The following is a 25,423-nucleotide window of genomic DNA, read 5'->3' as shown; positions in this document are numbered from 1 at the left end:
AAAATCTGCAAACCTGTTAAGATGTCTAATCAAATTATAGCATCAACAACTTCTATAATTAGCTTACCTACAGCTTCAGGGTGCTCCATTGGAAATAAATGTGTACCCATGGTTTTAAAACATTTTACATTAAAATGATTTTTCATATACCGAATGTCCATTCTACCAACCACAGTACTCTTGTCGCCATAGATTAATGCGGCGGGAACTATAAGTTTACCTTTATAGCGAGGAATAACATGCGGAATTGTTCTATATATTTGATATTCAATATGCCTGTCAAAACGCAAATAGTATCCATCCTCTTTATATTCTAAACCATATTTAATATAGTCATTCAAACATTCTTCTGTAAATGTTTTAAATAAATCCCTGGTTTTTAAATAGGAAATTAATTGTTCATAGTTTTGCCAATGCTCACGCCTTTTCTTTGTTTTAAAAGCTGGAGTTACTCTGTCTATGATACCTAACGCCTTAGCCAATCTCACCATGCTTGATTTAAAAGCACCAATGAGAGGTGAGTCTAGCATAATGACCGCTTTAAATAATTGCGGCTGTTCTATCGCAGCGAGCAAGCTCAGCACTCCACCTAAAGAATGACCAACTGCAATCACTGGTTGCCCTGCTTGTCGTTTGATGCTTGCAATGATCTCAGTAACCAGGTTATACCAGTTTTCTCCTACGGGATAATCAGGATCATGGCCAATTCTATCTATAAAACAATAGTCAAAACGAGTTTCCAGCTGCTCTAGTAACTGTTTGTAACATAGTGACGGGAATCCATTGCCGTGAGCAAAATGGATTAAATCTCTCATTTGAGCACCATTTTCCTGCTTTCATCTCGGAGACCATAGACACCGTAACTGTAATAGGCTGCCATTAATATCAGCAAAATCACTCCAAATCCTGGAAAAATAAAATGAAGTGATAACATGATTACCAAAACCACCAACATTGGCGTTGATGCGACCATCAACAGTCGGCTGGATTTTTTAAAGGATATAGTGAACGAAAAAAAGATTCTGGAAAACACTTGTCCTAAAAAGGCAATGACCAGCAATACAGTCACCATAATCGAATATAAAATAGCAACCACTATTGGATATATCATCAATTGAGAGGCATATTTCAAACCAGTAATCGCATTATCCTGAATAATTTTTTTGCCATCAAATACCATATTCATTTCTTTATCTAATGGCTGAACAATAGGAACCCCTTTCTGTTCATTTACCGGACTGCTACCCAATAATTCCGGTGTTGGCAATAAAAAATTAATACTATTTTTCTTAATCAGAATATTAAGGTAAGGATATTTCTCTGTGAAATCAGTCACTTGTCCTGTTGTGTCTATAATGATTACTACCTGATTCCTATCATTTTTGATTAAATAGGGCATTGGTTTATCAAAAATAACATTACCATTTTGTACATAAACAGTCGGCAGTTGCAGTAAAGGCTCAATGATTTGCTGATTAAACGTTTTATTAAAATCAGAAGCAATTCTTATAGAAAACGGTATTGAACAAATAGCAATAACCAATAATAGATAAATCAAACCAATTCCACGCCAATGTTTTCCGACATCAACAAAAAGTCTCTTTGAATAAAAAGACATATACAGTGCTTGCCAATAACTATAGATAGGAGCATCAATTGGTTTTAGTTTATTTTTTTCTTTAGCCACGCCACTCTCCCACACGTTTTCCTGTTCTCTGATCAAATACATGCAACTTCAATTTGGGTAGCTCTACATGTAATTGTCTGTTTGAAACCACCTGCTCTGCTGAAATCCTCAAATTAATCTGTTCACTATTTTTTACACATTTTGCCTGAATCAATTTATCAGCCCCCATATCATCAACAAATTCTACATGAAGTTCAACAGCCTCTTTACTCTGACTGGAACATAGTTGAATGTGTTCGGGGCGAATGGCCAAAGTAAGATCCGCATTATCTTCAATGGAATGAAGCCAATTGGGGGCTGAATAAGCTATCCCTATGTTGGTTTGAATACAATCCGTTTTCTTATCGTATTTGCCGGAAATAAAATTAATAGGGTAGTGTCCGGTAAATCCTGCTACAAACTGCGTAGCCGGACTACGATACAGTTCTTGTGGTGTTCCAATTTGCTCAACTTCGCCATGATTAAGCACCAAAATTCTATCAGCCATAGTCATTGCTTCAGTTTGATCATGAGTAACATATAAACTGGTCGTATTAAATTGTTGATGCAATCGTTTAATTTCATGCCGCATTTCAGTCCGTAATTTTGCATCCAGATTAGACAATGGTTCATCAAATAAATATACTGCTGGAGACCGCACAATAGCCCTACCCATCGCTACTCGCTGCCTCTGTCCCCCAGACAGTGCTTGAGGCTTCCTGTCCAGATAAGGTGTCAAATGCAATAAATTAGCTACTTCAGTCACTCTTTTATTAATATCTGCTTTACTGAAACGCCTCAACTTCAAGCCATAAGCCATATTCTCAAAGACAGTCATATGAGGATAAAGAGCATAATTTTGAAATACCATCGCCATGTCTCTTTTCGCGGCTACTGTATCATTAACACATTGATTATTAATAAGTATTTTTCCTGAGCTTAAAACATCAAGCCCTGCTATCAATCGCAACAAGGTTGATTTACCACAACCGGATGGGCCAACAACAACCATGAATTCGCCCTTTTTGATATCAATATTAATTCGATTCAAAATGGTTGTTTGTCCGACCTGTTTTGACACATCGATCAAATTCAGTGTTGCCATTATTTCAATCCCTTTTCGAACCAACGTTGCATCAGCATAACCACCATGCAAGGTGGGACAAGTGCGATCAATGCAACGGCCATAATATAGTGCCATTCCGGCACTTGATCCGCTACACCTGCCAAATAACGAATTCCCATCACAATAGTCGTCATTTTAGTTTCTGTCGTGATGACTAAAGGCCATAAATATTGATTCCAGCCGTAGACAAATAAGATTACAAACAAGGCGGAAATTTGGATTCTTGATAAAGGTAACACGATATCAATAAAAAATCTTAATGGGCCTGCGCCATCTAATTTGGCGGCATCAACCAGTTCTTTAGATATGGTTTTAAAAAACTGACGAAATAAAAAAGTTCCAGTTGCTGATGCTAATAATGGCAAGGTTAGCCCAGAAAATGAGTTCAATAGACCAAATGAAGCAACAACTTGAAAAGTGGGCACTATTCTTACTTCCACTGGCAACATCATCGTTGCAAATATCAAGGCAAAACAAGATTTTTTAAAAGGAAAATCAAAATATACCAATGCAAAAGCAGATCCCAAAGCCAGAATAATCTTGCCTACTGCAATGATAAAAGCCATGAATAAGCTATTAATTAGCATGGAAGTGATAGGTTCACCGCCAGTTACAGCCAAACCTTCAGTCAGCACACTTTTAATATTTTTGAAAAATGAAGTCCCTGGAATCAATGGCAACTGAGAATGCATCATGGCAGTTCCTTCATTACTTGCAGCAACTAGGGCCAAGTACAAAGGCATCATCATTAATCCTATAAATAATAATATTAATCCATGCGACCCAAAACGTTTTAATTGTCTCATTCGTAATGAACCTTTTTTTCAAGGTATTTAAATTGTAATAAGGACACAGCAATTACAATAATCATTAATAATACAGATTGGGCTGATGAACTACCCAAATCCATTCCCTCAAAACCGTCTTCATATACCTTATAGATTAAGTTAGTCGTGCTATTTCCAGGACCGCCGTGTGTCATGACTTGAATAATTCCAAATGTATCGAAAAAACCATAAATTAAATTCATTAGTAACAGAAAAAAGGTGGTGGGCGACAGGATGGGGAAAATTATTTGCCAGAATCGTTGCCATGCATTAGCTCCATCCATGATTGCTGCATCAACTAATGTCTGAGGAACTGCTTTAAGAGCAGCAAAATAAAATAAAAAATTGTAACTAAATTGTTGCCAACTGGCAGTTAAAATGACAACCACTAAAGCCTGATTCGCGTCATTGACATAATTAAAATGAATTCCCAAAAACTCCAGCGCCTGAGTCAACCATCCTAACGTGGGATGACATAAAAATCGCCAAAGTATTGCGGCAACAGCAGGAGCTATTGCATAAGGCCATATTAATAAAGTCTTATAAATTCCTTGGCTTTTGCCTCTATAATTTACTAAAGTGGCCATCAAAAGCCCTGAACTCATAGTAATAAACGTGACACTACCTGCAATTACAAAAGTAACCCATAGGGCTTTTGCATAAGCGGGATCAAGAAATAAGTCAAAGAAATTGGTAAATCCTGCAAAGTGCTTATGCAAACCAAATGCATCAGTATAGAAAAAGGATTGCAGTAAAGCGCTGCATGCAGGCCAAATAAAAAAAATAATAGTAACTACCAGCTGAGGAATTATAAATAGCCAGGCAAATAAACTCTGATGATTAAATTTAGACATTAACTAACCATGTAGTTGTTAAAAAGATAAGTATCATCGCAATAGTTTAAAATAAGATTATATCGATTTTAAATCATTATGCGAGTTGTAAAAGATATAATATAGTAAATTATCATACTATGCATTCTTACCTTAAAAAGGAACTTATCTTGCATTACATACAAATTAATAATCCAGGGCCTCATAGTGAGTTAGCCCTTGTCGAGGGTCCAAATCCTGGTTTTAACGAATCTCAAATTCTTGTGCGTGTCAAAGCCACCGCATTGAATAGAGCTGATTTAATGCAAAAATATGGTAAATACCCTCCTCCTCCGGGAGAATCCGACATACCCGGACTAGAAGTGGCCGGAGAAGTAATAGCCAGTGGAGCCAAGGTAAAGCAGTTTAAACCGGGTGATAAAATTTATGGTCTTGTAGGGAGTGGAGGCTATGCTGAAATCTGTCCGGTAGAAGCTTCTTTAGCTCATCACATTCCCACCCATTGGAATTTTTTACTTGCTGCAGCACTCCCGGAAGCATTAACGACAGTCTATGCGACCTTGTACGATTTAGGTGCCCTAAGTGCAGGACAAACATTATTGATTCATGGCGCAGGAAGCGGAATAGCCTCATTAGCCATACAAATGGCAAAATTAACAACAGCTAGAGTGATAACTACAGTCGGTGATTCAAGTAAAATAGAAAAAGCACAGGCCTTGGGCGCGGATCAAGTCATTCATTACAAAGAACAGGATTTTGAATTATTAATTGAGGATAATTCTGTCGATTTGATTATTGACTTTGTCGGTGGGGATTATTTTAACAAACACTTACATTTGCTGAAACCTCAAGGTAAATTAATCCAAATCGCTTGCCTTAAGGGAAGCAAAGTAGAATGCAGTCTGGCATTGCTCATGCAAAAAAGGTTACAAATATTTGGATTTGTACTCAGGTCACAAAGCATTAAAGAAAAATCGAGGCTTTGGAAATTGGCTCATGCTCATTGGTTTAAAGCATTTGAAAATGACAAAATTAAACCAGTAATTGACTCAGAATTTGATCTAAATCAAATAGAGACAGCACTACAACACATGCAACAGAGCTCTCATTTCGGGAAAATAGTCATTCGCGTAGGTAAGTAACTTTAAGCCCCATCAATCTTTGATGAGCTCAATATTACACACACTGACTCTTTCAAAACTGCCTTGGCAATGTTGAATGAGTTCGTGCGTTTTGTAGATAAGACAAGAATCCTTCTTATTCTTTATTCTTCTTACTCATAGCTAAGCTATCAATACATCTTGAGATATTCAGACTCATTTTGCATTGAGCCTCAAAGTTCGCTCTAATAATTGAGTATAAATTGGCTCATTACGTGCTAATTGGACTACAATCGTTGCAGTAATACAGGAGATCATAAGAGGAAGAATTAGAGAGTAATTTTTAGTCATTTCAACAACCAATACCACACCAGTAATTGGCGATCGTACTGCAGCTGCAAAAAGCGCTCCCATACCTGCAACGGCAAACATTCCAGGTTCAATTGAAAAATCCATACTCAACCATTGGAACAAATGGAAAAAACCTAATCCAAACAATGTTCCCAAAGCCAGCATTGGGGCAAAAATCCCCCCAGGTACACCGCTTGAGTAGGATAACATCGTCATTATAAACCTGATTACAATAAGACTACATAATACACTAAACGCAGGTGACATAGTCAGTGCTTCACTGATAATCACATAGCCGCCTCCAACAGTATCTGGATAAGAATAAGCCAGATAACCAACTAACAATCCAACGGCTAAAATATAATATTTTTTGTGTTTGGGATTTTGTTTATCCAACCATCCAACAGTTCTCATAAGCGTGACATTGAATAATAAGCCAATTAACCCCATTAATATTCCAAAAACAAAGAATAGCCACAAAGACCCCAGCGTGGGTAATTCAAAAACTTCCATTTGAATAGCCGGTTGTGAACCTATAATAAGATGCAAAACAATCGTTGCCATGACACAGCAAATAACCACCATTTTAAAATTGGTAAATGAATAATTAAACTGGTTACGCATTTCCTCCATGACAAACAGTACACCAGCCAGAGGCGCATTAAATGCTGCAGCTAAACCAGCTGCAGAACCAGCAGCTATTAAAGTATCTCGGCGACGGCGCGTAAGCCGAAACAACTCTCCAAGCATTTGTCCGAGATTACCGCCCATCTGAATAGTAGGCCCTTCTCTTCCCATAACCATTTTTGCCGATATAGCTAACACACCCCCAAAAAATTTTACGGGTATCAAGCGCTTCCAAAATATTGGTCTCACATGAAGTAAAGTGCCTTCAATTTCTTGCACACCACTACCTGCCGCTTCTGGCGCGATGTATTTCACCATCATCCAGGCGATAAATAACATCATCATGGATACCAAGGCGGAAACGATTCCTACAGGCAGTCCATAACTTTCTGCGATATGAAATAATAGCCCCAACAGATGATCTACTTGTTGAATAGTCAGTTGGAATAAAGAGGCAATTGCACCTGTTAATATCCCTAATAGAACTGATACAAAATATAAAATCAGTATTTTTTTACCCATTGCCCTTCACCATGTTCATCAAATTGATGATTATTTTTAAACCCACTTGATCCGATAAAGATAAAATTGTTTCTGGATGAAACTGAACCGCATGCACAGGTAAATACTCATGAGATACTGCCATAATTACATCATCTTCACTTACAGCTGTAACTAATAATTCATTGGGTAAAGCCGCTGATCTGGCATAGAGCGAATGGTATCTTCCGGCTTTAAAACAATCGCCTAAACCTGAGAACAAACCCTTGGTATTTAGTACCCTAATTAATGAGGACTTTCCATGCATCGGATAATCAAGAACATCCAGAACCCCTCCAAAATACTCAACGATACCTTGTAGACCCAAACAAACACCGAATAATGGTATTTTCTTTGAGAGTATCACCTCGATTGTTTCTGAAAGCTTAAAATCAATTGGTTTGCCTGGGCCAGGTGATAATACGATCAAATCAAAATGATTATTTTGTAAATAGGCAATTGCCTTGTCATAACGAACCGTAGTAACTTCAGCTCCTGTTTGCCTTAAATAGTTTGCCAAAGTATGGACAAAGGAATCTTGATGATCGATAAGTAAAACTTTTTTATTTTTCCCTACCAGAGGGATATCCTCTGTTTTCTTTTTCGCCTTTTGCCATGGCTTTTGTAAAATGTCTAAAAATGCAGAAGCCTTTAATCTTGTTTCCTCTTCCTCTGCTTCAGGGATAGAGTCATACAGTAAAGTGGCGCCAACTCTAATTTCCGCAACGCCTTTTTCTATTCGCACAGTTCTTAAGACCAATCCCGTATTCAAGTTTCCATCAAAACCAAACCATCCTACAGCTCCTGCATACCATTTACGTGGAGATTTCTCATGTTGTTCAATAAAATTCATAGCCCAAATTTTAGGCGCTCCAGTTACAGTAACAACCCACATATGAGTTAAAAAAGCATCTACTGCATCAAATCCATCTCTTAAAATACCCTCCACATGATCCACTGTATGAATCAATCGGGAATACATTTCAATTTGACGGCGCCCAATGACTTTCACACTCCCTGCTTCGCAAATTCTTGACTTATCATTCCTGTCTACATCGGTACACATGGTTAATTCTGATGCTTCTTTCTCTGAATCTAATAATGTCTGAATATTGTGAGCATCCTCTATAGCATCCGCTCCCCGTTTGATAGTACCCGAGATAGGGCAAGTTTCTACTCTTTTGCCTTGGACACGTACATACATTTCAGGTGAAGCACCTACCAGATATTCTTCGTCGCCCAAATTAATAAAAAAACCATATGGCGATGGGTTTATTTCTCGCATTTGACGAAATAATGTTGAAGGCTTTTCAGCAAAGTGAGTATAGAAAGTTTGGCTTGGAACTACTTCAAATAAATCACCACAGGAAAATTTTTTTTTGGCTTTCTTGACCACTTCAGCGTACTCGCCTGGTTCATGATCACAGCCTTTTTCAGGTTTATGAATAGGTTGATATGGTGAATATTTTCCTTCTCTGGATAAAGATTGAGTTGATCGGCCCTGATATTGAAAATCATAGCGTCTAACAAAGGCTTCTTCCTTACGATGATTCACGATATAAATTTCATCAGGTAGATAGAGTACCATATCTCTTTGAGCTTCATTTCTTGGTTTACACCGCTCCAACTGCTCAAATTGATAAATCAAGTCAAACCCAAAAGCGCCATATAAACCCAGGTAAGAATCATCTTCTGTTTTAAAAAAATCCAATAAGAGGCGGATTACACTAAATACTGACGGTTGATGACTTCGCTCCTCCTCACTAAATATTTTGTCTGATGATTTAATTTTTAGCTGACAAAATAAGGCCGTTTGGCTAATGATCTCCCAGGAATCTGTTGTTTTTAATTGCGGATAGAGAAAAGATAATAATATTTCTCCCCGTTGATTTAATGCCTCTAAACGGATAGTACTATTTTGACAGATCATAACTAATGGGGGATTATAAAAACCCATGTCCCAACAAGTATAGCGTCCTGGATATTCAAAGCTTGAAGCAAATACTGCTCCCCGCTGGGAATCAAGACTCTCAAGCAGAAAGTCTATGCCTTGTTGATAATCCAACTCTTGTTGAGAAAACTCAACATGAACACCGCCGAGAGTTTTATATTGTTGTAACATGAATACCATTCTCTATCATTTAATTCGTACAAATATTCATTCTACTGTAAAACCACTGTTCTGCAAGAATCTTGTAACATTTCAATATCATTGCTTTTTATGTCTTCAGGATAGACTGCAAATCCTGCTTCTAAAAAACATTATTGCAGTCATGATGAAACAGGATTCCAAGAACAAAGAGAGCAAACTGGCTCAACAGACTAAAAGATAATTAAACTAATACTTCATTTTTAGAAAAATACCGCTATAATGTAAAACCCTTATATTTGGATATGGCCATGACTCTCTCTGCTAAAGATCTTGAAAATATTTCAAAATTGGCTTATTTAAACGAAGATTCTGAGCATTCTGCAAAATTAACTCAAGAAGTAAGTGCAATCATGGATTTTGTTGACCAGCTCAAAACAATTGATACAAGCCAGGTAGCACCTCTTTTTCATCCCTTGGCACTAAATCAACGCTTAAGGCCAGATGAAATAACAGAAGCGGAATGTCTTGCTGAATTAGAAGCCATGGCGCCTTTATTTGAGGATAACTTATATTTGGTTCCCAAGGTGATATCATCGGATAAATAACAATGGAACAATACTCACTGGCTCAATTATCAAAAGCTCTTCATAATCGAGAATTTTCAAGTGTTGAATTAACACAATACTGTATTAACAAAATTCAAAGTAATAAAGACTTGAACGCATTTATCAGTCTTGATGAAGAGCAGGCTCTTAAAGAAGCGCAATCGGCTGATTTGGTACTAAAAAATGGAGAGGGAAAACTCCTGACTGGAACTCCCATGGCCCTCAAGGATTTGTTTTGTACAAAACGATTAAATACAACTTGTGCTTCGAAAATGCTGGCCAATTTTCAGGCTCCCTATGACGCCACTATCGTCACAAAATTCAAGCAAAATGGCTCGGTTATCATTGGCAAAACCAATATGGATGAATTTGCCATGGGTTCCTCTAATGAAAACAGTTATTTTGGCCCTGTAAAAAACCCGTGGGATAAGGAAAGAGTGCCAGGTGGATCATCAGGTGGTTCCGCCGCAGCTGTTGCCGCAAACCTGGTTCCTTTTGCAATTGGTTCAGATACCGGTGGCTCAATTCGTCAACCAGCAGCATTTTGCGGGGTCAGTGGGATAAAACCCACCTATGGATTAGTCTCCCGATACGGAATGGTTGCCTTTGCCTCAAGCCTTGATCAAGCGGGCCCATTTGCCAGGTCAGCGGAAGATCTTGCCATAATACTTCACTGTATGGCTGGATTTGATAGTAGAGATTCCACGTCGGTTGATACAGTCATATCTGATTATTCAGCAGAAATTAAAAAACCAATAGATAAAATACGAATAGGACTTCCTTCCTGTTTTTTTCAACCCCAAGTCGAAAAAGGCATCCAAAATGCCATACATGCGGCTGTGAAACTATTCGAGAGCCTTGGCGCTGAAATAATTGAAATTGATTTGAAACTTCAGCCACTGTGGGTACCATGCTACTATGTTATCGCTTGCGCAGAAGCTTCATCAAACCTTTCGCGTTATGATGGCATAAGATTTGGCCACCGTAGCAAATCCGCATCAAGCTTAATTGAATTAATCACTAACTCTCGAAGTGAAGGTTTTGGTAATGAAGTAAAGCGCCGAATCCTAACTGGAACCCATGTGCTCTCATCAGGTTTTTTTGACGCCTACTATTTGCATGCACAAAAAGTCAGGCGCTTGATTCGAGATGAATTAATCACAACTTTAAATTCTGTAGATGTTATCCTTGGACCAACAACCCCTACCGTCGCTTTTAAACTGGGTGAAAAAATAGATGATCCCATACAAAATTATTTGGCAGATGTATTTACTGTAGCGGCTAATCTCGGAGGCCTGCCTGCTGTTTCTATACCAACTGGTTTTGAAAATAAGCTACCAATTGGTTTGCAATTAATGGGCAAGCACTTTAGTGAAAGTCGTTTGCTTGCAATCGCACATCATTATCAGCAACATACCAACTGGCATTTAGCCAATCCTAACAAGCAAGGGTGATATATGGAATGGGATACCGTCATTGGTCTTGAAGTACATGCTCAATTAAAAACCAAATCAAAGCTATTTTCAGGAGCATCTACCGCTTTTGGTGCCACACCTAACTCGCAAACGAGTTTTATTGATGCTGGTTTGCCCGGTGTTCTTCCTGTATTAAATGAAGAGGCCATCGTAATGGCTATTCAATTTGGCCTGGCAATTCATGGAACCATTAATGATCTCTCCGTTTTTGAACGAAAAAATTATTTCTATCCTGATCTACCCAAAGGGTATCAAATCAGTCAGTACCAAAAACCTATTGTTACTGATGGCTATTTAAATATCCCTCTTGATAGTGGCCTGGAAAAAACAGTCTACATTGCACGTGCTCATCTGGAAGAGGACGCTGGCAAATCCATACACAATGCCCATGCTGATTATACCGGAATCGATCTCAACAGAGCAGGTACCCCGCTATTGGAAATAGTAACAACTCCTTGCTTGTATTCTGCTGAAGAAGCTGTCAGCTATTTGAAAGCACTGCATCAATTAGTGAGATTCCTGGGAATATGCGATGGCAATATGCAAGAAGGCTCCTTTCGTTGTGACGTCAACCTGTCTATAAAACCTAAAGGCAGCTCAGTTTTAGGCACGCGAACAGAGCTTAAGAATCTGAATTCCTTTCGTTTTATTGAGAAAGCCATTGCTTATGAGCAAGCAAGACATCAAGACATATTGGAAAGTGGCCTGTCAGTCATCCAGGAGACTCGTCTTTACAATCCTGACAATAACACAACTCAGGCGATGAGAGGCAAGGAAAATGAAAATGATTATCGTTATTTTCCCGATCCTGATTTATTGCCAATTCATATCAGCAAAGAACAAATTGAAGAGATTAAAAACAACCTGCCGGATTTACCTGAAGCAATTTATAACGAGTTAAAAAGCACTCTGTCCCTAAATGATGAAGACATTCATTTCATATTATCATCACCGGATACTTATCAATATTACAAAAAAATTAAATCCCTTTGTCCGGCTCCTGATAAAACAATTATTAACTGGTTAAAAGGCCAATACGCCGCCTTTCTTAATGAACATAACCTAACCTTTGAAACACCACCAATTTCAGCTCAAACCATGGCTGCTTTCCTTAGCAAAATTCAAGAGAAACATATCTCTTCCAGTATTGCTAAAAATATTTTCAGTATGCTTTGCGCAGGTGAAGAAGACATTGATGCCATTATTGAACGTGAAGGCTATCAGCAACATAATGACAACTCAGCGCTAGAAGAAATAGTTGGACAAATAATCAAACAATACCCAGAGCAAGTTACAGAATACAAAGCCGGTAAAGAGAAATTATTAGCTTTTTTTATCGGGCAAGTGATGAAGCAAACGAAAGGGAAAGCAAACCCCGAGCAAATCAATCTATTATTAAAAAAACATCTTGGATGAAAGGTTTTAAATACAACACTCTATATTGAATTAGATCAGGATAATACCAAAAAACGGAAAATCTACTGGCTTGAGAAAAGGAGTCGGTCGATAAGCCGGGTTCTGTCGTGGGCAACCATTCATCTGGGGCATGCGTCACCGCATGCCTCAAGCGACCTACCCGAATCCCGTATGGGCCATACGTTATGACTTTGCAGTCAAATGGATTCCTATTTGGTCTTGCTCCGAGTGGGGTTTTCCCTGCCACGATTGTTACCAACCGCGCGGTGCGCTCTTACCGCACCATTTCACCCTTACCTACGACTCCAAAAGGAATAGCAGGCGGTATATTTTCTGTGGCACTTTCCGTAGGCTCACACCTCCCAGGAGTTACCTGGCACTCTGCCCTATGGAGCCCGGACTTTCCTCCCCTTGCCTTTAGGCAAGGAGCGATTGCCTGACCGACTCTGATTTCAATATTAGCAGAGTGCCCAGGCAAAGGCCATAATTAACGATGAATTTCTATTAGAATACCGCGAAGAATAACTGAACTTGGAAAATATTAACTAAATAGCTGAATTAAAAATCACGGGTACCAATGAATTCATCATCAAAATAACGCTTTAATTTAGTACGCAAAGTCCCACGACTTACACCAAGAACTCGAGCAGCTTTTGATTGGTTATAGCGAGTTAATTCCATAACAGTACGGAATAAAGGCGCTTCTACTTCCTCAACAATTAATTGATACAAGTTTAAATTAGCATCTTTACTGCCAACGCTTGTTAAATAACCTTTCACCGCGCTAACTACTTGATGTGACAGGGCATCATTACCTTGTGTCACTTGTTGCATAACTGCACTCATTTTAATCTCCTAATACAAATTTAATGAACATAATTCATGTCCAGCACATTAATTTGGCTCTAACACCATGACCGATATAATATCAAATATCTCAAAGAGTGTAAACATTGTTTTAATGATATTCATTTATTAAGGAATTATTAAGTCTCTATTGTATCATTTTGGTTAGGTTTGTAAAAATAATTGCACTTATTTTTCTAAAAATTTACTTTTGAAATAATAATTATTAAGCATTAAAGAGATAAACATTTCCTTTATAATCGGAAATATTTCAGGTATTAATAATTTAATTAATAAAGAGAATTAAATCACAAAATTGACAGAGCGACCTTCTTTAATAAAGGATTCAAGCCAGTCGCTTATTAATAATATTATTAAGGAGGCATTTTTGATTTTTGGGATATTTTACTAACTCACAGTAAAACTCTCTCCACAGCCACATTGCCCAGTCTGATTAGGATTATTAAAAATAAATTTATAATTTAAGCCTTGTTTCACATAATCAACTTGCATATTTTTAAGAAATGGATAACTTGTTTTATCAACGCATATCAGATAATCCTTAGATAAAGATGCTACCATATCTCCTTCTGAAGGTTCTTTTACATAGTCTACTACATAAGACAATCCCGAACATCCCGTCTTTTTTACAGACAATCTTACCCCCTTGTTTCCTGGGTTTTTCTCCAGATAGGAGACCAGGTGCTTTATTGCCGATTCACTGAAAGTGATGTTGGGGTTAGTACTGCTCGCTTGTTGTATTTCTACACTCATTGCTTTACCTCTCAAATTTCTTACGCATCAAAGTCAATGCTTCTTTGTATATGCTCTCGATCTGGACTGCTACAGGATACTGACTGTTAGGCATCTGTAATACATTAATTAAAATCTGAAAATCAATTAATGGCAGTGCTTCCAAAGTTTTACCTTCAATCTGACAACATACCCATTCCATTGCCGCGATAACATAAGGATTGCCATTCGTTTTAAATCTGGCCCTGGATATGGTCTTGTCTTTGTCATATTTTATATAAAAATGCACCGTATTCAGTTGATTAGCCGGTTGACTTTGTACACCTATTACAAAAGGATCATTTAAATCCAGCGTACCTTTATGTTGAGGCTGAAAAAAATAATCCTGTACAATTTTATTATACATCATAATGGTGATAATTCGTGAAGCCGACTTACTTGTGTGCAAATTATATCAATTGCTTTCTTTATTTGCTCCGCTGAAGTAAACCGTCCTATGGATAAACGAATAGCTGATTGCGCCTCCGTATCAGTTAAACCAATTGCTCTTAAGACATAAGATGGTTGAATACTGGCGGAAGAACAAGCAGAAGTAGTCGACACCGCCAATTCATTTAAAGCAAACAACAATGAATCTCCATTTAATCCAACAAAACTCACATTCAGATTTCCTGCGATACGTCTGTCTGCATGTCCATTTAGCCTAACAGCAGGCAAATGTTGTATTCCTTCCCACAATTGTTTACGAAAACTTAGAATACGTGTCTGCTCAGTATTTCTTTCAGCTTCCGCAATAATAAAAGCTTCCCCCATACCAACGATTTGATGGGTGGCTAAAGTCCCTGATCGCAATCCTCCCTCGTGTCCACCACCATAGCTTAAAGCCTGTAAACGAATCCTTGGCTTATGCCTGACATATAAAGCCCCTACCCCTTTAGGTCCATAGTTTTTATGAGCAGAAAACGACATCAAATCAACTGAAAGCTGGCTTAAATCGATTGGTAATTTACCTGCGCTTTGAGCAGCATCAACATGAAATATAATTCCCTTGTTTCTTAATAACTCACCAATAGAGGCAATATCTTGTATGACACCAATTTCATTATTAACATGCATAATAGAAACCAGAATAGTATCTGGCCTAAGGGCTGATTCCAGTTTCTCAAGGGCCAACAAACCATCTGATTCTGGATTAAGATAGGTGACTTGAAACCCTTCTTTTTCCAATTGATGAAAACTGTCAAGCACGGCCTTATGCTCAGTGCTCATAGTAACAAGATGCATTCCTTTATTTTTATAAAACCGGGCAGCTCCTAAAATAGCCAAATTATCCGCTTCTGTAGCGCCTGATGTAAACACTATTTCCTGAGGGGAAGCGTTAATAGTTTCTGCAATTTGAGAACGTGCCTGCTCAACTGCCATAGAAGCAACTCTCCCATACTCATGAGTTGCTGATGCAGGATTACCAAAATCCCCTTCAGGACCCAAATATTTTATCATTTGCTCAACAACACGAGGATCAACAGGTGTTGTTGCCATATAATCAAAATAAATCGGTTTTATTGCCAATTTTATTGCTCCTATTGTCTTTCCTTGCCCACTCCAATGATTTCTGAACCTGGCTAAGCATACCTCTTAAAATACTAACCTCCATTTTTTCAAGGTTGATTCTATTAAACAGCCGCCTCACTCTTTGCATTAATCTCCTCGGATTAGAGGGTCTTAAAAATTTAATTTCAATAAAAACTTCTTTCAGATGCTCATAAAATTGCTCTATTTCATCGGCTGTAGCCTGCTCTTCATTGCGCAAAGCTACTTCAGCGCGCGGTGATAATAACTTCATACGAAGCTCATAAGCTATAATTTGTACTGCCTGAGCTAAATTTAATGAACTGTAGTCAGGATTGCTTGGGATATTGATATGGTAGTGACATTTTAACAGCTCTTCATTAGTAAGACCTGCGTGTTCTCTACCAAATACAATAGCCACTTGAGTATTATCTGATTGTTGATTTATTAATTCTGCACAGGAAGCTGGAATTAATCCAGGCAATGACAGTCCCCGTGGCCTGGCACTCGTCCCTAAAATCAACTGACATCCAATTAAAGCATCATCCAAAGTATTTGTAACAATAGCTGCATCCAGAACATCATCAGCTCCGGCAGCCATTTCTTTTGCTTTGAGATCAGGAAATGACTTTGGACTAACCAGGTACAATGTACTTAGCCCCATGGTTTTCATGGCTCTTGCAGTGGAGCCTATATTACCAGGATGGGAAGTTGAAACCAAAACGATTCGAATAGAACTTAACTTCATAAAAAATTATTCCAAATACAATAGATAACTATATCATAGGATTTATTAATTGAACTTCTCTTTGTTTAAAAAAAATGTGTTAGAATTGCTGATTTTATAGCTAAAGAGTATATCCATGGAACCACTTTTAAATATTGCTGTCAATGCTGCGCGACAGGCTGGTGAAATCATTAATCGTTATGTAGAACAAGTTGATCGTTTAAAAATAACTCCCAAAAACAGCCATGAATATTTTAGTGAAGTGGACATTAAAGCGGAGCAAGTGATTATTAATGCGATACATAAAGCCTATCCAGAGCATGGAATTCTTGCGGAGGAAAGCGGTATTCAGCAAAGTGATAGTGATACAGTCTGGATCATTGACCCTCTGGATGGCACCTCAAATTATCTTCATGGCTTTCCCTTTTATTCTGTATCCATAGCTCTAAAAATTAAGAATCGTCTGGAGCATGGTGTTATTTACGATCCTCTGCGCCATGAGTGTTTTGCTGCAAGCAGAGGACGCGGGGCGAGGCTAAACGATAGAAGAATCCGTGTGTCCAAGCAAACCCAACTCACTGCTTCGCTGTTAGGTACAGGTTTTCATTTTCGTGATGTAACTCTTGCCCAGCGATATTTGCCAACCTTTGAAGCCTTGCTTGGAAAATGTGCTGGAGTTAGAAGAACAGGTTCTGCTGCTCTTGACTTGGCTTATGTTGCAAGCGGTCGTCTGGATGGTTTCTGGGAGTTTGGTTTACGCCCATGGGATATTGCTGCGGGAGCCTTACTGATCCGAGAAGCTGGGGGACTCATAAGTGATGTCCAGGGAGGAGAAGATTTCCTAAATTATGGCGATGTAGTCGCTGGAACTCCTAAGGTATTTAAGTCACTTTTGCAAACAATATCACCCGTTTTAAAATAAGTTGTCAATTTAAGTCTACTAAGACGATCAGTTAGGCTTATCGATTTTAAATTATTTTCAAATATCCGCTTTCTCGCAGATGAGAAAGCGGATAAATACTTCTCTTGAGCGTTAAAAAACAACTCCTATCTCAATCCCGGCTTAATTCCTAAAACTACTGGTAACTCATCTGCCATCGCAGTGCCCAAATTTTTAGTCAAGCGGTCAAAGACATTTTGCTTGTAAGTATAGTCCACCATATCAGTAATTTTAATTACCTCTCGTGCCAACTGCCCACTACTGGCATAACCATCAATTAAACCATTAGCCAACGCTTGTTCACCAGTCCAAAATAGCCCGGAAAAGGTTTCCTCATTAATCTTTAATCTATTCCCTCTTCCTTCTTTGACACGCGTAATAAATTGTTTATGTACTATATCAAGCATGGTTTGCAGTTTTTCTTTCTGAAATTCAGTAGTTGGGGAAAAAGGATCCAGGAACGCTTTATTGACGCCTGAGGTTTGTAACCTGCGTGAAATACCAAGCTTCTGCATTGCATCAACAAAACCAAAACCATTATATAAAACACCAATTGAACCGACCATGCTTGCAGGGCTTGCGTATATTTCATCCGCGCCAACAGCAACATAATAAGCAGCGGATGCACACATATCGACACAAACAGCGTAAGTTTTAATGTTTGGTTTTATACTTTTGTAATATTGCAAAACATTATAAATATATTCTGCCTGTACAGGGCTGCCTCCAGGGCTATTTATCCGGACAATTAATGCCTTTAATCCTTTACTTTTATATGCCTTCTCAATCCCTTTAGTGAAATTATCTGCACTTGCGGAACTGGAATCCGCAATTTCACCGTTAATATCAATTAAGCCAATATGCTCTTTATCCTTGGATGCTTCTGTGGTTTTGGCGACTGAAACGATTTTATAAGATGAATAAATTAATGCGACCAGGATAATAGCTCTTATAATCCATCTCCATAGACGTTTTCTTTTCTTTTCTTTGAGATAGTCAATTACCAACTGATTAAGCAAAGCTTGTGAATCCAAATTAGAATTAGAAGATGACTCATTATTCATAAAAAACTCTTGAAAAAATGTAAATAATACCCATTTTATGGCATGTAAACTAGAATTAATACCCTAAAATAACTAGAAAGGTGTTCCTATGCGAATGGACAAACTAACATCAAAGTTTCAAATGGCTCTTGCAGAGGCCCAATCCCTGGCCTTAGGTAGAGATAATGGATTTATAGAACCAGAACATTTAATGAAAGCCTTACTCGATCAACAAGGTGGAAGTTGCAGACCTCTTCTCAGTAAAGCGGGTGTTAATATACCACTATTAAGAACCTTAATTGACCAAGCTCTGGATAAACTCCCTAAAGTATCAGGTACCGGAGGAGATATTCATATATCTAATGCGTTGAATAGACTACTTAACCTGACTGACAAATTATCGCAACAAAGAAAAGATAACTTTATTTCAAGTGAGCTTTTTATATTAGCAGCGATAAATGAGGATAGTAACCTTGCGAAAATACTCAAGCAAGCCGGAGGTGACAACAAAGCCATTGAAAAAGCGATTGATGAGTTAAGAGGCGGAGAAACTGTTAATGATCCAAATGCAGAGGAACAGCGACAAGCCCTTGAAAAATATACCCTGGATTTGACTGAACGTGCTGAGCAAGGAAAACTAGACCCAGTTATTGGACGAGATGATGAAATTCGACGCACCATCCAGGTATTGCAAAGAAGAACCAAAAATAACCCTGTATTAATAGGTGAACCTGGTGTAGGTAAAACAGCTATAGTAGAAGGTTTGGCGCAACGAATTATTAATGGTGAAGTGCCTGAAGGATTAAAGAATAAACGCTTACTGGCACTGGACATGGGAGCTTTGATCGCGGGTGCAAAATATCGCGGAGAGTTTGAAGAACGTTTAAAAGGAGTTCTTAATGATTTGGCAAAACAAGAAGGTCAAATCATATTGTTTATTGATGAATTGCATACTATGGTCGGCGCTGGCAAGGCTGAAGGAGCTATGGATGCCGGGAATATGCTCAAACCAGCATTGGCTAGAGGTGAATTGCATTGCATTGGGGCTACGACATTAGACGAATACCGACAATACATTGAAAAAGATGCTGCCCTTGAAAGACGCTTTCAAAAAGTACTGGTCGATGAACCCAGTGTGGAAGACACCATTGCTATATTAAGGGGTCTTAAAGAACGATATGAAGTTCACCATGGAGTTGAAATTACAGATCCTGCTTTGGTTGCTGCAGCAACGCTATCCCATCGATATATCAGTGACCGCCAACTACCCGACAAAGCCATTGATTTAATTGATGAAGCAGCCAGCTTAATCCGGATGGAAATTGATTCAAAACCTGAAAGTATGGATAAACTGGAACGACGTTTGATTCAGCTAAAAATCGAGCGTGAAGCATTGAAAAAGGAAAATGACGAAGCGTCTAAAAAAAGACTTGTTGATTTACAAAAAAGTATCGATGAATTAGAGCAAAATTATTCAGACTTAGAGGAGATTTGGAAAGCTGAAAAAGCGACCATGCAAGGGTCCACCCAAATCAAGGAAGCACTTGAACAAGCCAAACTGGAAATGGAAACTGCCAGGAGAGCAGGAGATTTAAGTCGTATGTCTGAATTACAATATGGACGTATACCCGAGCTGGAAAAGAGATTAAGCCAGGTCTCTTCCGTCGATGCTATGGAAACAAAGTTGGTACGCAATAAAGTCACCGAAGATGAGATCGCAGAAGTTGTTTCAAAATGGACAGGGATCCCTGTATCTAAAATGATGGAGGGAGAAAAGGAAAAATTACTGAAAATGGAAGAGGCTTTGCACAGCAGACTCATCGGCCAAAATGAAGCAGTAGATGCTGTTTCTAATGCCATAAGAAGGTCACGTGCAGGCCTGTCTGATCCTAATCGGCCAATTGGTTCATTTCTTTTTCTGGGGCCAACTGGTGTGGGAAAAACTGAATTATGTAAAGCACTTGCTTCTTTTCTTTTTGATACGGAAGAGGCTATGGTGCGCATTGATATGTCTGAATTTATGGAAAAACACTCTGTTGCGCGCTTAATCGGCGCGCCTCCTGGCTACGTAGGATATGAAGAAGGTGGCTATTTAACTGAGGCAGTCAGGCGCAGGCCCTATTCTGTTATCTTGCTCGATGAAGTAGAAAAAGCTCATACCGACGTATTTAATATTCTGCTTCAAGTTATGGATGATGGCCGTTTAACAGATGGTCAGGGACGTACTGTTGACTTTAGGAATACCGTTATTGTTATGACCTCTAATCTGGGATCTCAACTCATTCAGGAAATGAGCAGCAAATTTGATTACGATCAGATTAAGGCTGCGGTAATGGATTTAGTCAGCCAACATTTCAGACCTGAATTTATCAACAGAATTGATGAATCGGTGGTATTCCATTCCCTGACAAAAGAACAAATTGCAAAAATTGCTGCAATCCAGATTAACTATTTACATCATCGGCTGAAACAACAAAACATCACTCTTGAAGTCACAAGTGAGGCTTTATCTCATTTGGCTGAAGCAGGTTTTGATCCGGTCTATGGTGCCCGCCCCTTAAAACGTACCATTCAGCAAAAATTAGAGAATCCACTGGCGCAATCATTATTGACTGGAAAATTCAAATCAGGGGAAACCATCATTGTATCTTATAAAGATGGAGTAATGGAATTTTCCAAGCAATGATTAAGATTATCATTTTGGATAAAAACACTGGAGTCCTAATTCAGGACTCCAGTATTATGAGATCATATTTCCAGAACAAGCTACATATGCGCATCATACAAATAAAGCAGTAGTGCGAGTTTCTACATTGTCTTCCTGGGCTTTGTTTAATGCTTGAACTTTTTTAGCTAAAGCCAATTCTGTTTGAAGAATGAATGTATTCATTGGTCCTTTTCCACCAAAAAAATCAAAATTAAGCTCAACTTTAGGATTAGCTTCAAAATATGTTTTAAGAAGCCTGATTGCATCAAGCATATCCTTATCAGTCAACTCATTGGGATTTATTTCCACACCCAGAGCCTGGTGAATGCAAAACCGCAATTGCTCTTTTACACCCTCGTTTTGTAATAACAAACAAAAGCCACCCAAAGCCCGATATCTTGCAAGACTGTTATTACAATTTTTCATTGCTTCAATAAACGAACCGCAATCCATCGTGCTAAAATTTTCCTGGATATGTCCGGTATACAATAAGTCTATAATTTTCTCTTGTAGAACGTTCGATTCAATTTGAGCTTTTATTTGCTCTTCCATCAGTTCTGAAGATAAAGTTTTAAAATCGGAACAAGTTTTTGGCAGAAATTTGCCTAAATGAGTCAAAGCCTCTTCGATTTGCCGTTGCTCTTCTTCAATTTGTTTTACTAACGATTGAATGAAACTTATGGCTTTGAATTGATTTAAAACAACAGGATTACGTCTTTTATGCTCATCAATAATTTCTTGTAAATAAGTTTCAAAGTTCTTGTCTGCCGCAAAATGAGGATAGCTTTTATAACGCGGCATTTTCCCTTCATCCTTACCTACAATCAATTGCATATTATCACGAAATGTTTCTAAAGCAGTTACAATCGTTGTTACATCAATAATTTTCAGATCATTTATTCTATAATTCTTCTCCATCTCTTCAGGTAAACCTAAAGCGAGTCTTATTGCTTGAAACAATCGACAATCTTTTACATCAGATGGTGCTTTATATTTAAAAAAAAATGATGGGACAGGAATGTATGAATTAAAATTATCATACTCTTTAATCAGTCTAAAATAGCGATGAAGCAAAGCGCCTAACAAAAACAAGATGGCTTGTTTATTTTTTTCCTCATTATTTTCTTTTAAAACTTCACGCAACTCATTACTTAACTGCTTAAAGACATCTCTGGCAGTTTCCCTGTCTGTTTTACAAATCACAACCTTATGGGTCCTGGCCAATAATGTTTCCAGGGTATTTCTAATTAGCTCACTACTTGATACCGCTTCAGATACAGGAGGATCAGTAATAATTTTATACCTACCTAACAAGGTAGAGAATACGGTCTCTAAGTTACGAGCATTTACACTTAATATTTTGAACTCGGGCGGAGTAAAAGTCATAGTGTCTCCTGTCTAAAACACGCTATTAAGTCCTAAAGTACGCATAATTCCTTTATAAATATCATAGAATGAAGTTTCCTGTTTCTCCCTGGAAAGACGTAAGGTATGAATATCTGCTTGCACCGTTGTACCTAAACGGCGAATTAAGTTGTCATAAATTCGTTCATTACGATTTTGATAGGCAAATGAACAATATTGACTTAAAGCCTCCAAACTGGAATCAAATAAAGTATCACTCATCTTTTGTGGGGAACTCACTTGCAAATCTCTTTGAAATAGCTCAACCAAAGTACTATTCATTAAATTCGAAACAGTAGAGCTATAATGTGACCACATCATTAAATAAATTCCAGTCAGTACCTTTTTTTTGAATTCGTTAATATTTTTTGGGGTTACAGCAGAATATCTTGTGATACCCTTAAGATAAGCGAGTAAGTCATCATCATTCTCGCTGTCCAGGCTATAGGCAACCAATTTAATCGTATGAGTATCTTCAATGGCAGCTGAATTGGGTAATATCACTGAAAAAAAACAAAAACATCCTAAGGATGGTATGCTGCGCCTCTTTAATTGATCTGTTAATTTCAATGCATTTTGCTGAAATTCGGCAAACTCTAGCATGGTTTCCCTCCCACAAGGGCCCACCCGCAAGAACCGCAGCGAGCAACACACCTCTGATGATCAAGACTCTTTTAATTTTTATATCAACCTACACATAATATTGCAACTATTAATTTAACTATTTGCCAACAAATATTTCAAATCGCCAATTTTATTTGGACGCAGAAAATTAATATATTTTTCCGTAGGTTATTCTAGGGGATGTAGGGTGGTGGGGTGAAAAGTTTATCTATAGAATCGATTAATTGTTGATGAATTCCATTAAATCCTCTATTACTCATCACTAATACAGCGTCACCTTCTCTTACTGTATTGATGATCTCCTTAACGATCTCTTCATTATTTTTGCAAATTTTATACGGGCAAGTCCAGGAGCTAACAGAGTCCTTTAAATTAAAATCCTGAGGATCCAAGACATAGGCGCCATCTACAGGAGCTAAAGCATAAGCCATTTCTCCGGCATGTACGCCTGTTCTCATGGTATAGGAAGCAAACTCCATAACAGCAAAAATACGCTGATGGCGCCCACTTCTTTTTAAAGCATCAATAGTTTTAGTAATTGCGGTTGGATGATGGGCAAAATCATCATAAACTGTTATTCCATGTCGGTTAGAGCGAACTTCAAGCCTTCGTTTCACTGGAGAAAATTGTTCTAAAGCCCTGGCTGCAACCTCAGGGCTTACCCCAGCATTCCAGGTAGCAGCAATTGCTGCCAGGCCATTTTCTACATTAAATCGACCTATTAAAGGCCAAGATACTTCAGCAACCCTTACCCCATTATGCAGTATTTTAAATTTTGAACCACTATCTTCAATCAGCTCGGCAACCCATTCGGCGTCCCCGGATAATGCCAGTGTTTCAATACGCGAAAATTGACCTCGCGATAGAACTTCATTCAAAGCCTTATCATCTCGAGGTTTTATAGCCACACCACTTTTTGGTATTGTTCTTAATAAATAATGAAATTGTTGTTGAATAGCTGCCAAGTCTGGATAAATATCCGCATGATCAAATTCCAAATTGTTTAGTACTGCAATATGTGGACGATAATGCATAAATTTAGGACGTTTATCAAAAAAAGCACTGTCGTACTCATCTGCCTCAATGACAAACCACCTCCCTTTACCAAGGCAGGCACTGGTATTGAAATCACTGGACACACCACCGATAAGAAATCCTGGATTCATTCCTGCTTGATCCAAAATCCAGGCAATCATTGAAGTAGTAGTAGTTTTACCATGAGTTCCAGCTACAGCAATCACCCGATATTTCGATAAAATATTTTCGGCAAGCCATTGAGGGCCTGACATATATGGTTTTTCCGACTCCATAACCGCTTCAAGAACCGGCATTCCTCGCTTAATAGCATTACCGACAATAACCATGTCAGATTGTAATGCTAAAGTGGAATCATCATAGCCTTCAGTCCACGAAATACCTTTGGCAGCAAGTAAATCACTGATGGGTGGATAGCAATTGGCATCACTTCCTGTCACTTTATATCCCGCAGCGCGGGCAAGTAAAGCCAGAGCACTCATAAAAGTTCCACTTACTCCTAATATATGTAAATGTGTCATGATGTCATCGCCAAAAAGAAATGGTTAAAATATTAACAGCAACTAAACCAAAAGCAGCCAAAACTGATTTCACCGGAGTAGTGCCTAAAGCAAATTTATAAATATGGGTCGTAATTACAAATTGCCAAATAGAAAGCCCCAAAGTGATGAACAAATATATCATACCCATGAATAAAAAAATGGGGTTTTTAAGATTCTCTGCAGAGAGATAAGTATCAATTAAGAATAATGGTGTTGCTAAAACATGTATAATAATATAGGCACTCAATAAACATGTTGCTGTTTGTACAAGCCTGGATGCAAGATTTTGAAACTTTAAAATAGCATAGGTATAGAATATAAAAGACAATATCAGGCTGATAGCCATCATTAAATTTAATAACCAATCACGGGAAAAATCAAGTTCAGCGATATCCCACTGAATCAGCATTATAATAGAGAATAGAAGACACATTACTACAAGAAGGAAAACAGAATAAGGAGAATTTTCTGGAGTTTCCTTCAATAGGCTCAGACGCCAGTAATAAGAAAATAGTAACTTTAAAGTATTCATAATTATTTTTGATTATTTTCTTTAGGCTTAACCACTCGCTCAG

The 25,423-nt window shown here is 38.1% G+C and carries 23 protein-coding genes and 1 other RNA gene; 6 read left to right on the top strand and 18 right to left on the bottom strand.

The window, feature by feature from the left end; translation table 11 throughout:
• Positions 1-29: 29 nt before the first annotated feature.
• From CC34_RS0114425 to CC34_RS0114405, 5 genes are read right to left on the bottom strand one after another with little or no spacing between them, the layout of a single operon-like run.
• Positions 30-815, bottom strand: a complete 786-nt coding sequence (locus tag CC34_RS0114425) for an alpha/beta fold hydrolase (RefSeq protein ID WP_027227897.1) — start codon at positions 813-815, stop codon at positions 30-32.
• Positions 812-1,729 (bottom strand): DUF1189 family protein, encoded by a 918-nt coding sequence (locus CC34_RS0114420; protein WP_080272153.1) that lies wholly within the window; start codon positions 1,727-1,729, stop codon positions 812-814. Before CC34_RS0114420 ends, CC34_RS0114425 begins: the two co-directional genes overlap by 4 nt.
• Positions 1,680-2,771 (bottom strand): ABC transporter ATP-binding protein, encoded by a 1,092-nt coding sequence (locus CC34_RS0114415; RefSeq protein ID WP_027227895.1) that lies wholly within the window; start codon positions 2,769-2,771, stop codon positions 1,680-1,682. Before CC34_RS0114415 ends, CC34_RS0114420 begins: the two co-directional genes overlap by 50 nt.
• On the bottom strand, positions 2,771-3,598 hold the full coding sequence (ugpE, locus tag CC34_RS0114410) for a sn-glycerol-3-phosphate ABC transporter permease UgpE (protein ID WP_028379647.1): 828 nt from the start codon (positions 3,596-3,598) through the stop codon (positions 2,771-2,773). Before ugpE ends, CC34_RS0114415 begins: the two co-directional genes overlap by 1 nt.
• Positions 3,595-4,473 (bottom strand): ABC transporter permease subunit, encoded by an 879-nt coding sequence (locus CC34_RS0114405; RefSeq protein WP_028379646.1) that lies wholly within the window; start codon positions 4,471-4,473, stop codon positions 3,595-3,597. The genes ugpE and CC34_RS0114405 overlap by 4 nt, the downstream gene beginning before the upstream one ends.
• A gap of 119 nt (positions 4,474-4,592) precedes the next feature.
• On the opposite strand from CC34_RS0114405, the gene CC34_RS0114400 reads away from it, so the two are divergent.
• Positions 4,593-5,594 carry an NAD(P)H-quinone oxidoreductase gene (locus tag CC34_RS0114400; protein ID WP_080272152.1) on the top strand — a complete coding sequence of 334 codons (1,002 nt, stop codon included), beginning with the start codon at positions 4,593-4,595 and terminating at the stop codon, positions 5,592-5,594.
• 174 nt (positions 5,595-5,768) lie between these two features.
• Here CC34_RS0114400 and clcA read toward each other — a convergent pair whose 3' ends face one another.
• Positions 5,769-7,052: a H(+)/Cl(-) exchange transporter ClcA gene (gene clcA / locus CC34_RS0114395; RefSeq protein WP_027227891.1), complete on the bottom strand. Its 1,284-nt coding sequence runs from the start codon at positions 7,050-7,052 to the stop codon at positions 5,769-5,771.
• Entirely contained in the window at positions 7,045-9,192 is a 2,148-nt protein-coding gene (locus tag CC34_RS0114390; protein ID WP_032833175.1) for an anthranilate synthase component I, read from the bottom strand. Before CC34_RS0114390 ends, clcA begins: the two co-directional genes overlap by 8 nt.
• Positions 9,193-9,470: 278 nt before the next feature.
• On the opposite strand from CC34_RS0114390, the gene gatC reads away from it, so the two are divergent.
• The 3 genes from gatC to gatB are packed head-to-tail and all read left to right on the top strand — an operon-like array spanning position 9,471 to position 12,658.
• On the top strand, positions 9,471-9,767 hold the full coding sequence (gatC, locus tag CC34_RS0114385) for an Asp-tRNA(Asn)/Glu-tRNA(Gln) amidotransferase subunit GatC (RefSeq protein ID WP_027221920.1): 297 nt from the start codon (positions 9,471-9,473) through the stop codon (positions 9,765-9,767).
• 2 nt (positions 9,768-9,769) lie between these two features.
• A complete protein-coding gene (gene gatA, locus CC34_RS0114380; RefSeq protein WP_028379644.1) occupies positions 9,770-11,221 on the top strand; it encodes an Asp-tRNA(Asn)/Glu-tRNA(Gln) amidotransferase subunit GatA in 1,452 nt (483 codons plus the stop codon).
• 3 nt (positions 11,222-11,224) lie between these two features.
• A complete protein-coding gene (gatB, locus tag CC34_RS0114375; protein ID WP_028379643.1) occupies positions 11,225-12,658 on the top strand; it encodes an Asp-tRNA(Asn)/Glu-tRNA(Gln) amidotransferase subunit GatB in 1,434 nt (477 codons plus the stop codon).
• A 75-nt stretch (positions 12,659-12,733) separates the two neighbouring features.
• Here the strand turns inward: gatB and rnpB are convergent.
• The 6 genes from rnpB to trmJ all read right to left on the bottom strand — a co-directional run bounded on the left by rnpB (position 12,734) and on the right by trmJ (position 16,574).
• Positions 12,734-13,106: RNase P RNA component class A (rnpB, locus tag CC34_RS1000000116760), an RNA gene on the bottom strand.
• A 110-nt stretch (positions 13,107-13,216) separates the two neighbouring features.
• Positions 13,217-13,504 (bottom strand): helix-turn-helix domain-containing protein, encoded by a 288-nt coding sequence (locus tag CC34_RS0114365; RefSeq protein ID WP_027221928.1) that lies wholly within the window; start codon positions 13,502-13,504, stop codon positions 13,217-13,219.
• Between the two features lie 408 nt (positions 13,505-13,912).
• On the bottom strand, positions 13,913-14,278 hold the full coding sequence (locus tag CC34_RS0114360) for a HesB/IscA family protein (RefSeq protein WP_027227886.1): 366 nt from the start codon (positions 14,276-14,278) through the stop codon (positions 13,913-13,915).
• A 4-nt stretch (positions 14,279-14,282) separates the two neighbouring features.
• Complete coding sequence (locus CC34_RS0114355) at positions 14,283-14,666, bottom strand: iron-sulfur cluster assembly scaffold protein (protein WP_028379642.1); 384 nt, start codon at positions 14,664-14,666, stop codon at positions 14,283-14,285.
• Positions 14,663-15,796, bottom strand: coding sequence for an IscS subfamily cysteine desulfurase (locus tag CC34_RS0114350; RefSeq protein WP_050598236.1), 1,134 nt, complete (start codon positions 15,794-15,796; stop codon positions 14,663-14,665). The genes CC34_RS0114355 and CC34_RS0114350 overlap by 4 nt, the downstream gene beginning before the upstream one ends.
• 4 nt (positions 15,797-15,800) lie before the next feature.
• Positions 15,801-16,574 carry a tRNA (cytosine(32)/uridine(32)-2'-O)-methyltransferase TrmJ gene (gene trmJ / locus CC34_RS0114345; protein WP_028379640.1) on the bottom strand — a complete coding sequence of 258 codons (774 nt, stop codon included), beginning with the start codon at positions 16,572-16,574 and terminating at the stop codon, positions 15,801-15,803.
• Between the two features lie 115 nt (positions 16,575-16,689).
• Between trmJ and CC34_RS0114340 the strand changes: the two genes are divergently transcribed.
• The gene (locus tag CC34_RS0114340) at positions 16,690-17,475 is read left to right on the top strand and encodes an inositol monophosphatase family protein (RefSeq protein WP_027227882.1); all 786 of its coding nucleotides are present in this window, start codon (positions 16,690-16,692) and stop codon (positions 17,473-17,475) included.
• Between the two features lie 125 nt (positions 17,476-17,600).
• Here CC34_RS0114340 and CC34_RS0114335 read toward each other — a convergent pair whose 3' ends face one another.
• Positions 17,601-18,557 (bottom strand): S49 family peptidase, encoded by a 957-nt coding sequence (locus CC34_RS0114335; RefSeq protein ID WP_027227881.1) that lies wholly within the window; start codon positions 18,555-18,557, stop codon positions 17,601-17,603.
• Positions 18,558-18,645: 88 nt separating this feature from the next.
• Here CC34_RS0114335 and clpB point away from each other — a divergent pair, with 88 nt between their 5' ends.
• Positions 18,646-21,222, top strand: coding sequence for an ATP-dependent chaperone ClpB (clpB, locus tag CC34_RS0114330; RefSeq protein WP_027227880.1), 2,577 nt, complete (start codon positions 18,646-18,648; stop codon positions 21,220-21,222).
• A gap of 93 nt (positions 21,223-21,315) precedes the next feature.
• Here the strand turns inward: clpB and CC34_RS0114325 are convergent, their stop codons facing one another.
• The 4 genes from CC34_RS0114325 to CC34_RS0114310 form a co-directional block, all read right to left on the bottom strand.
• Positions 21,316-22,629: a lpg1751 family Dot/Icm T4SS effector gene (locus CC34_RS0114325; RefSeq protein ID WP_027227879.1), complete on the bottom strand. Its 1,314-nt coding sequence runs from the start codon at positions 22,627-22,629 to the stop codon at positions 21,316-21,318.
• A gap of 12 nt (positions 22,630-22,641) precedes the next feature.
• Positions 22,642-23,289, bottom strand: a complete 648-nt coding sequence (locus CC34_RS0114320) for a lpg1752 family Dot/Icm T4SS effector (RefSeq protein ID WP_080272157.1) — start codon at positions 23,287-23,289, stop codon at positions 22,642-22,644.
• A gap of 155 nt (positions 23,290-23,444) precedes the next feature.
• The gene (gene mpl, locus CC34_RS0114315) at positions 23,445-24,830 is read right to left on the bottom strand and encodes a UDP-N-acetylmuramate:L-alanyl-gamma-D-glutamyl-meso-diaminopimelate ligase (RefSeq protein ID WP_027227877.1); all 1,386 of its coding nucleotides are present in this window, start codon (positions 24,828-24,830) and stop codon (positions 23,445-23,447) included.
• A 1-nt stretch (position 24,831) separates the two neighbouring features.
• Entirely contained in the window at positions 24,832-25,380 is a 549-nt protein-coding gene (locus tag CC34_RS0114310) for a hypothetical protein (protein ID WP_027227876.1), read from the bottom strand.
• Between the last annotated feature and the right edge of the window lie 43 nt (positions 25,381-25,423).

Source organism: Legionella pneumophila subsp. fraseri, assembly GCF_000586315.1.
Classification (GTDB): domain Bacteria; phylum Pseudomonadota; class Gammaproteobacteria; order Legionellales; family Legionellaceae; genus Legionella; species Legionella pneumophila_B.
The sequence above is the reverse complement of the archived record's forward strand: the minus strand, read 5'-3'. Positions and strand labels throughout refer to the sequence as shown.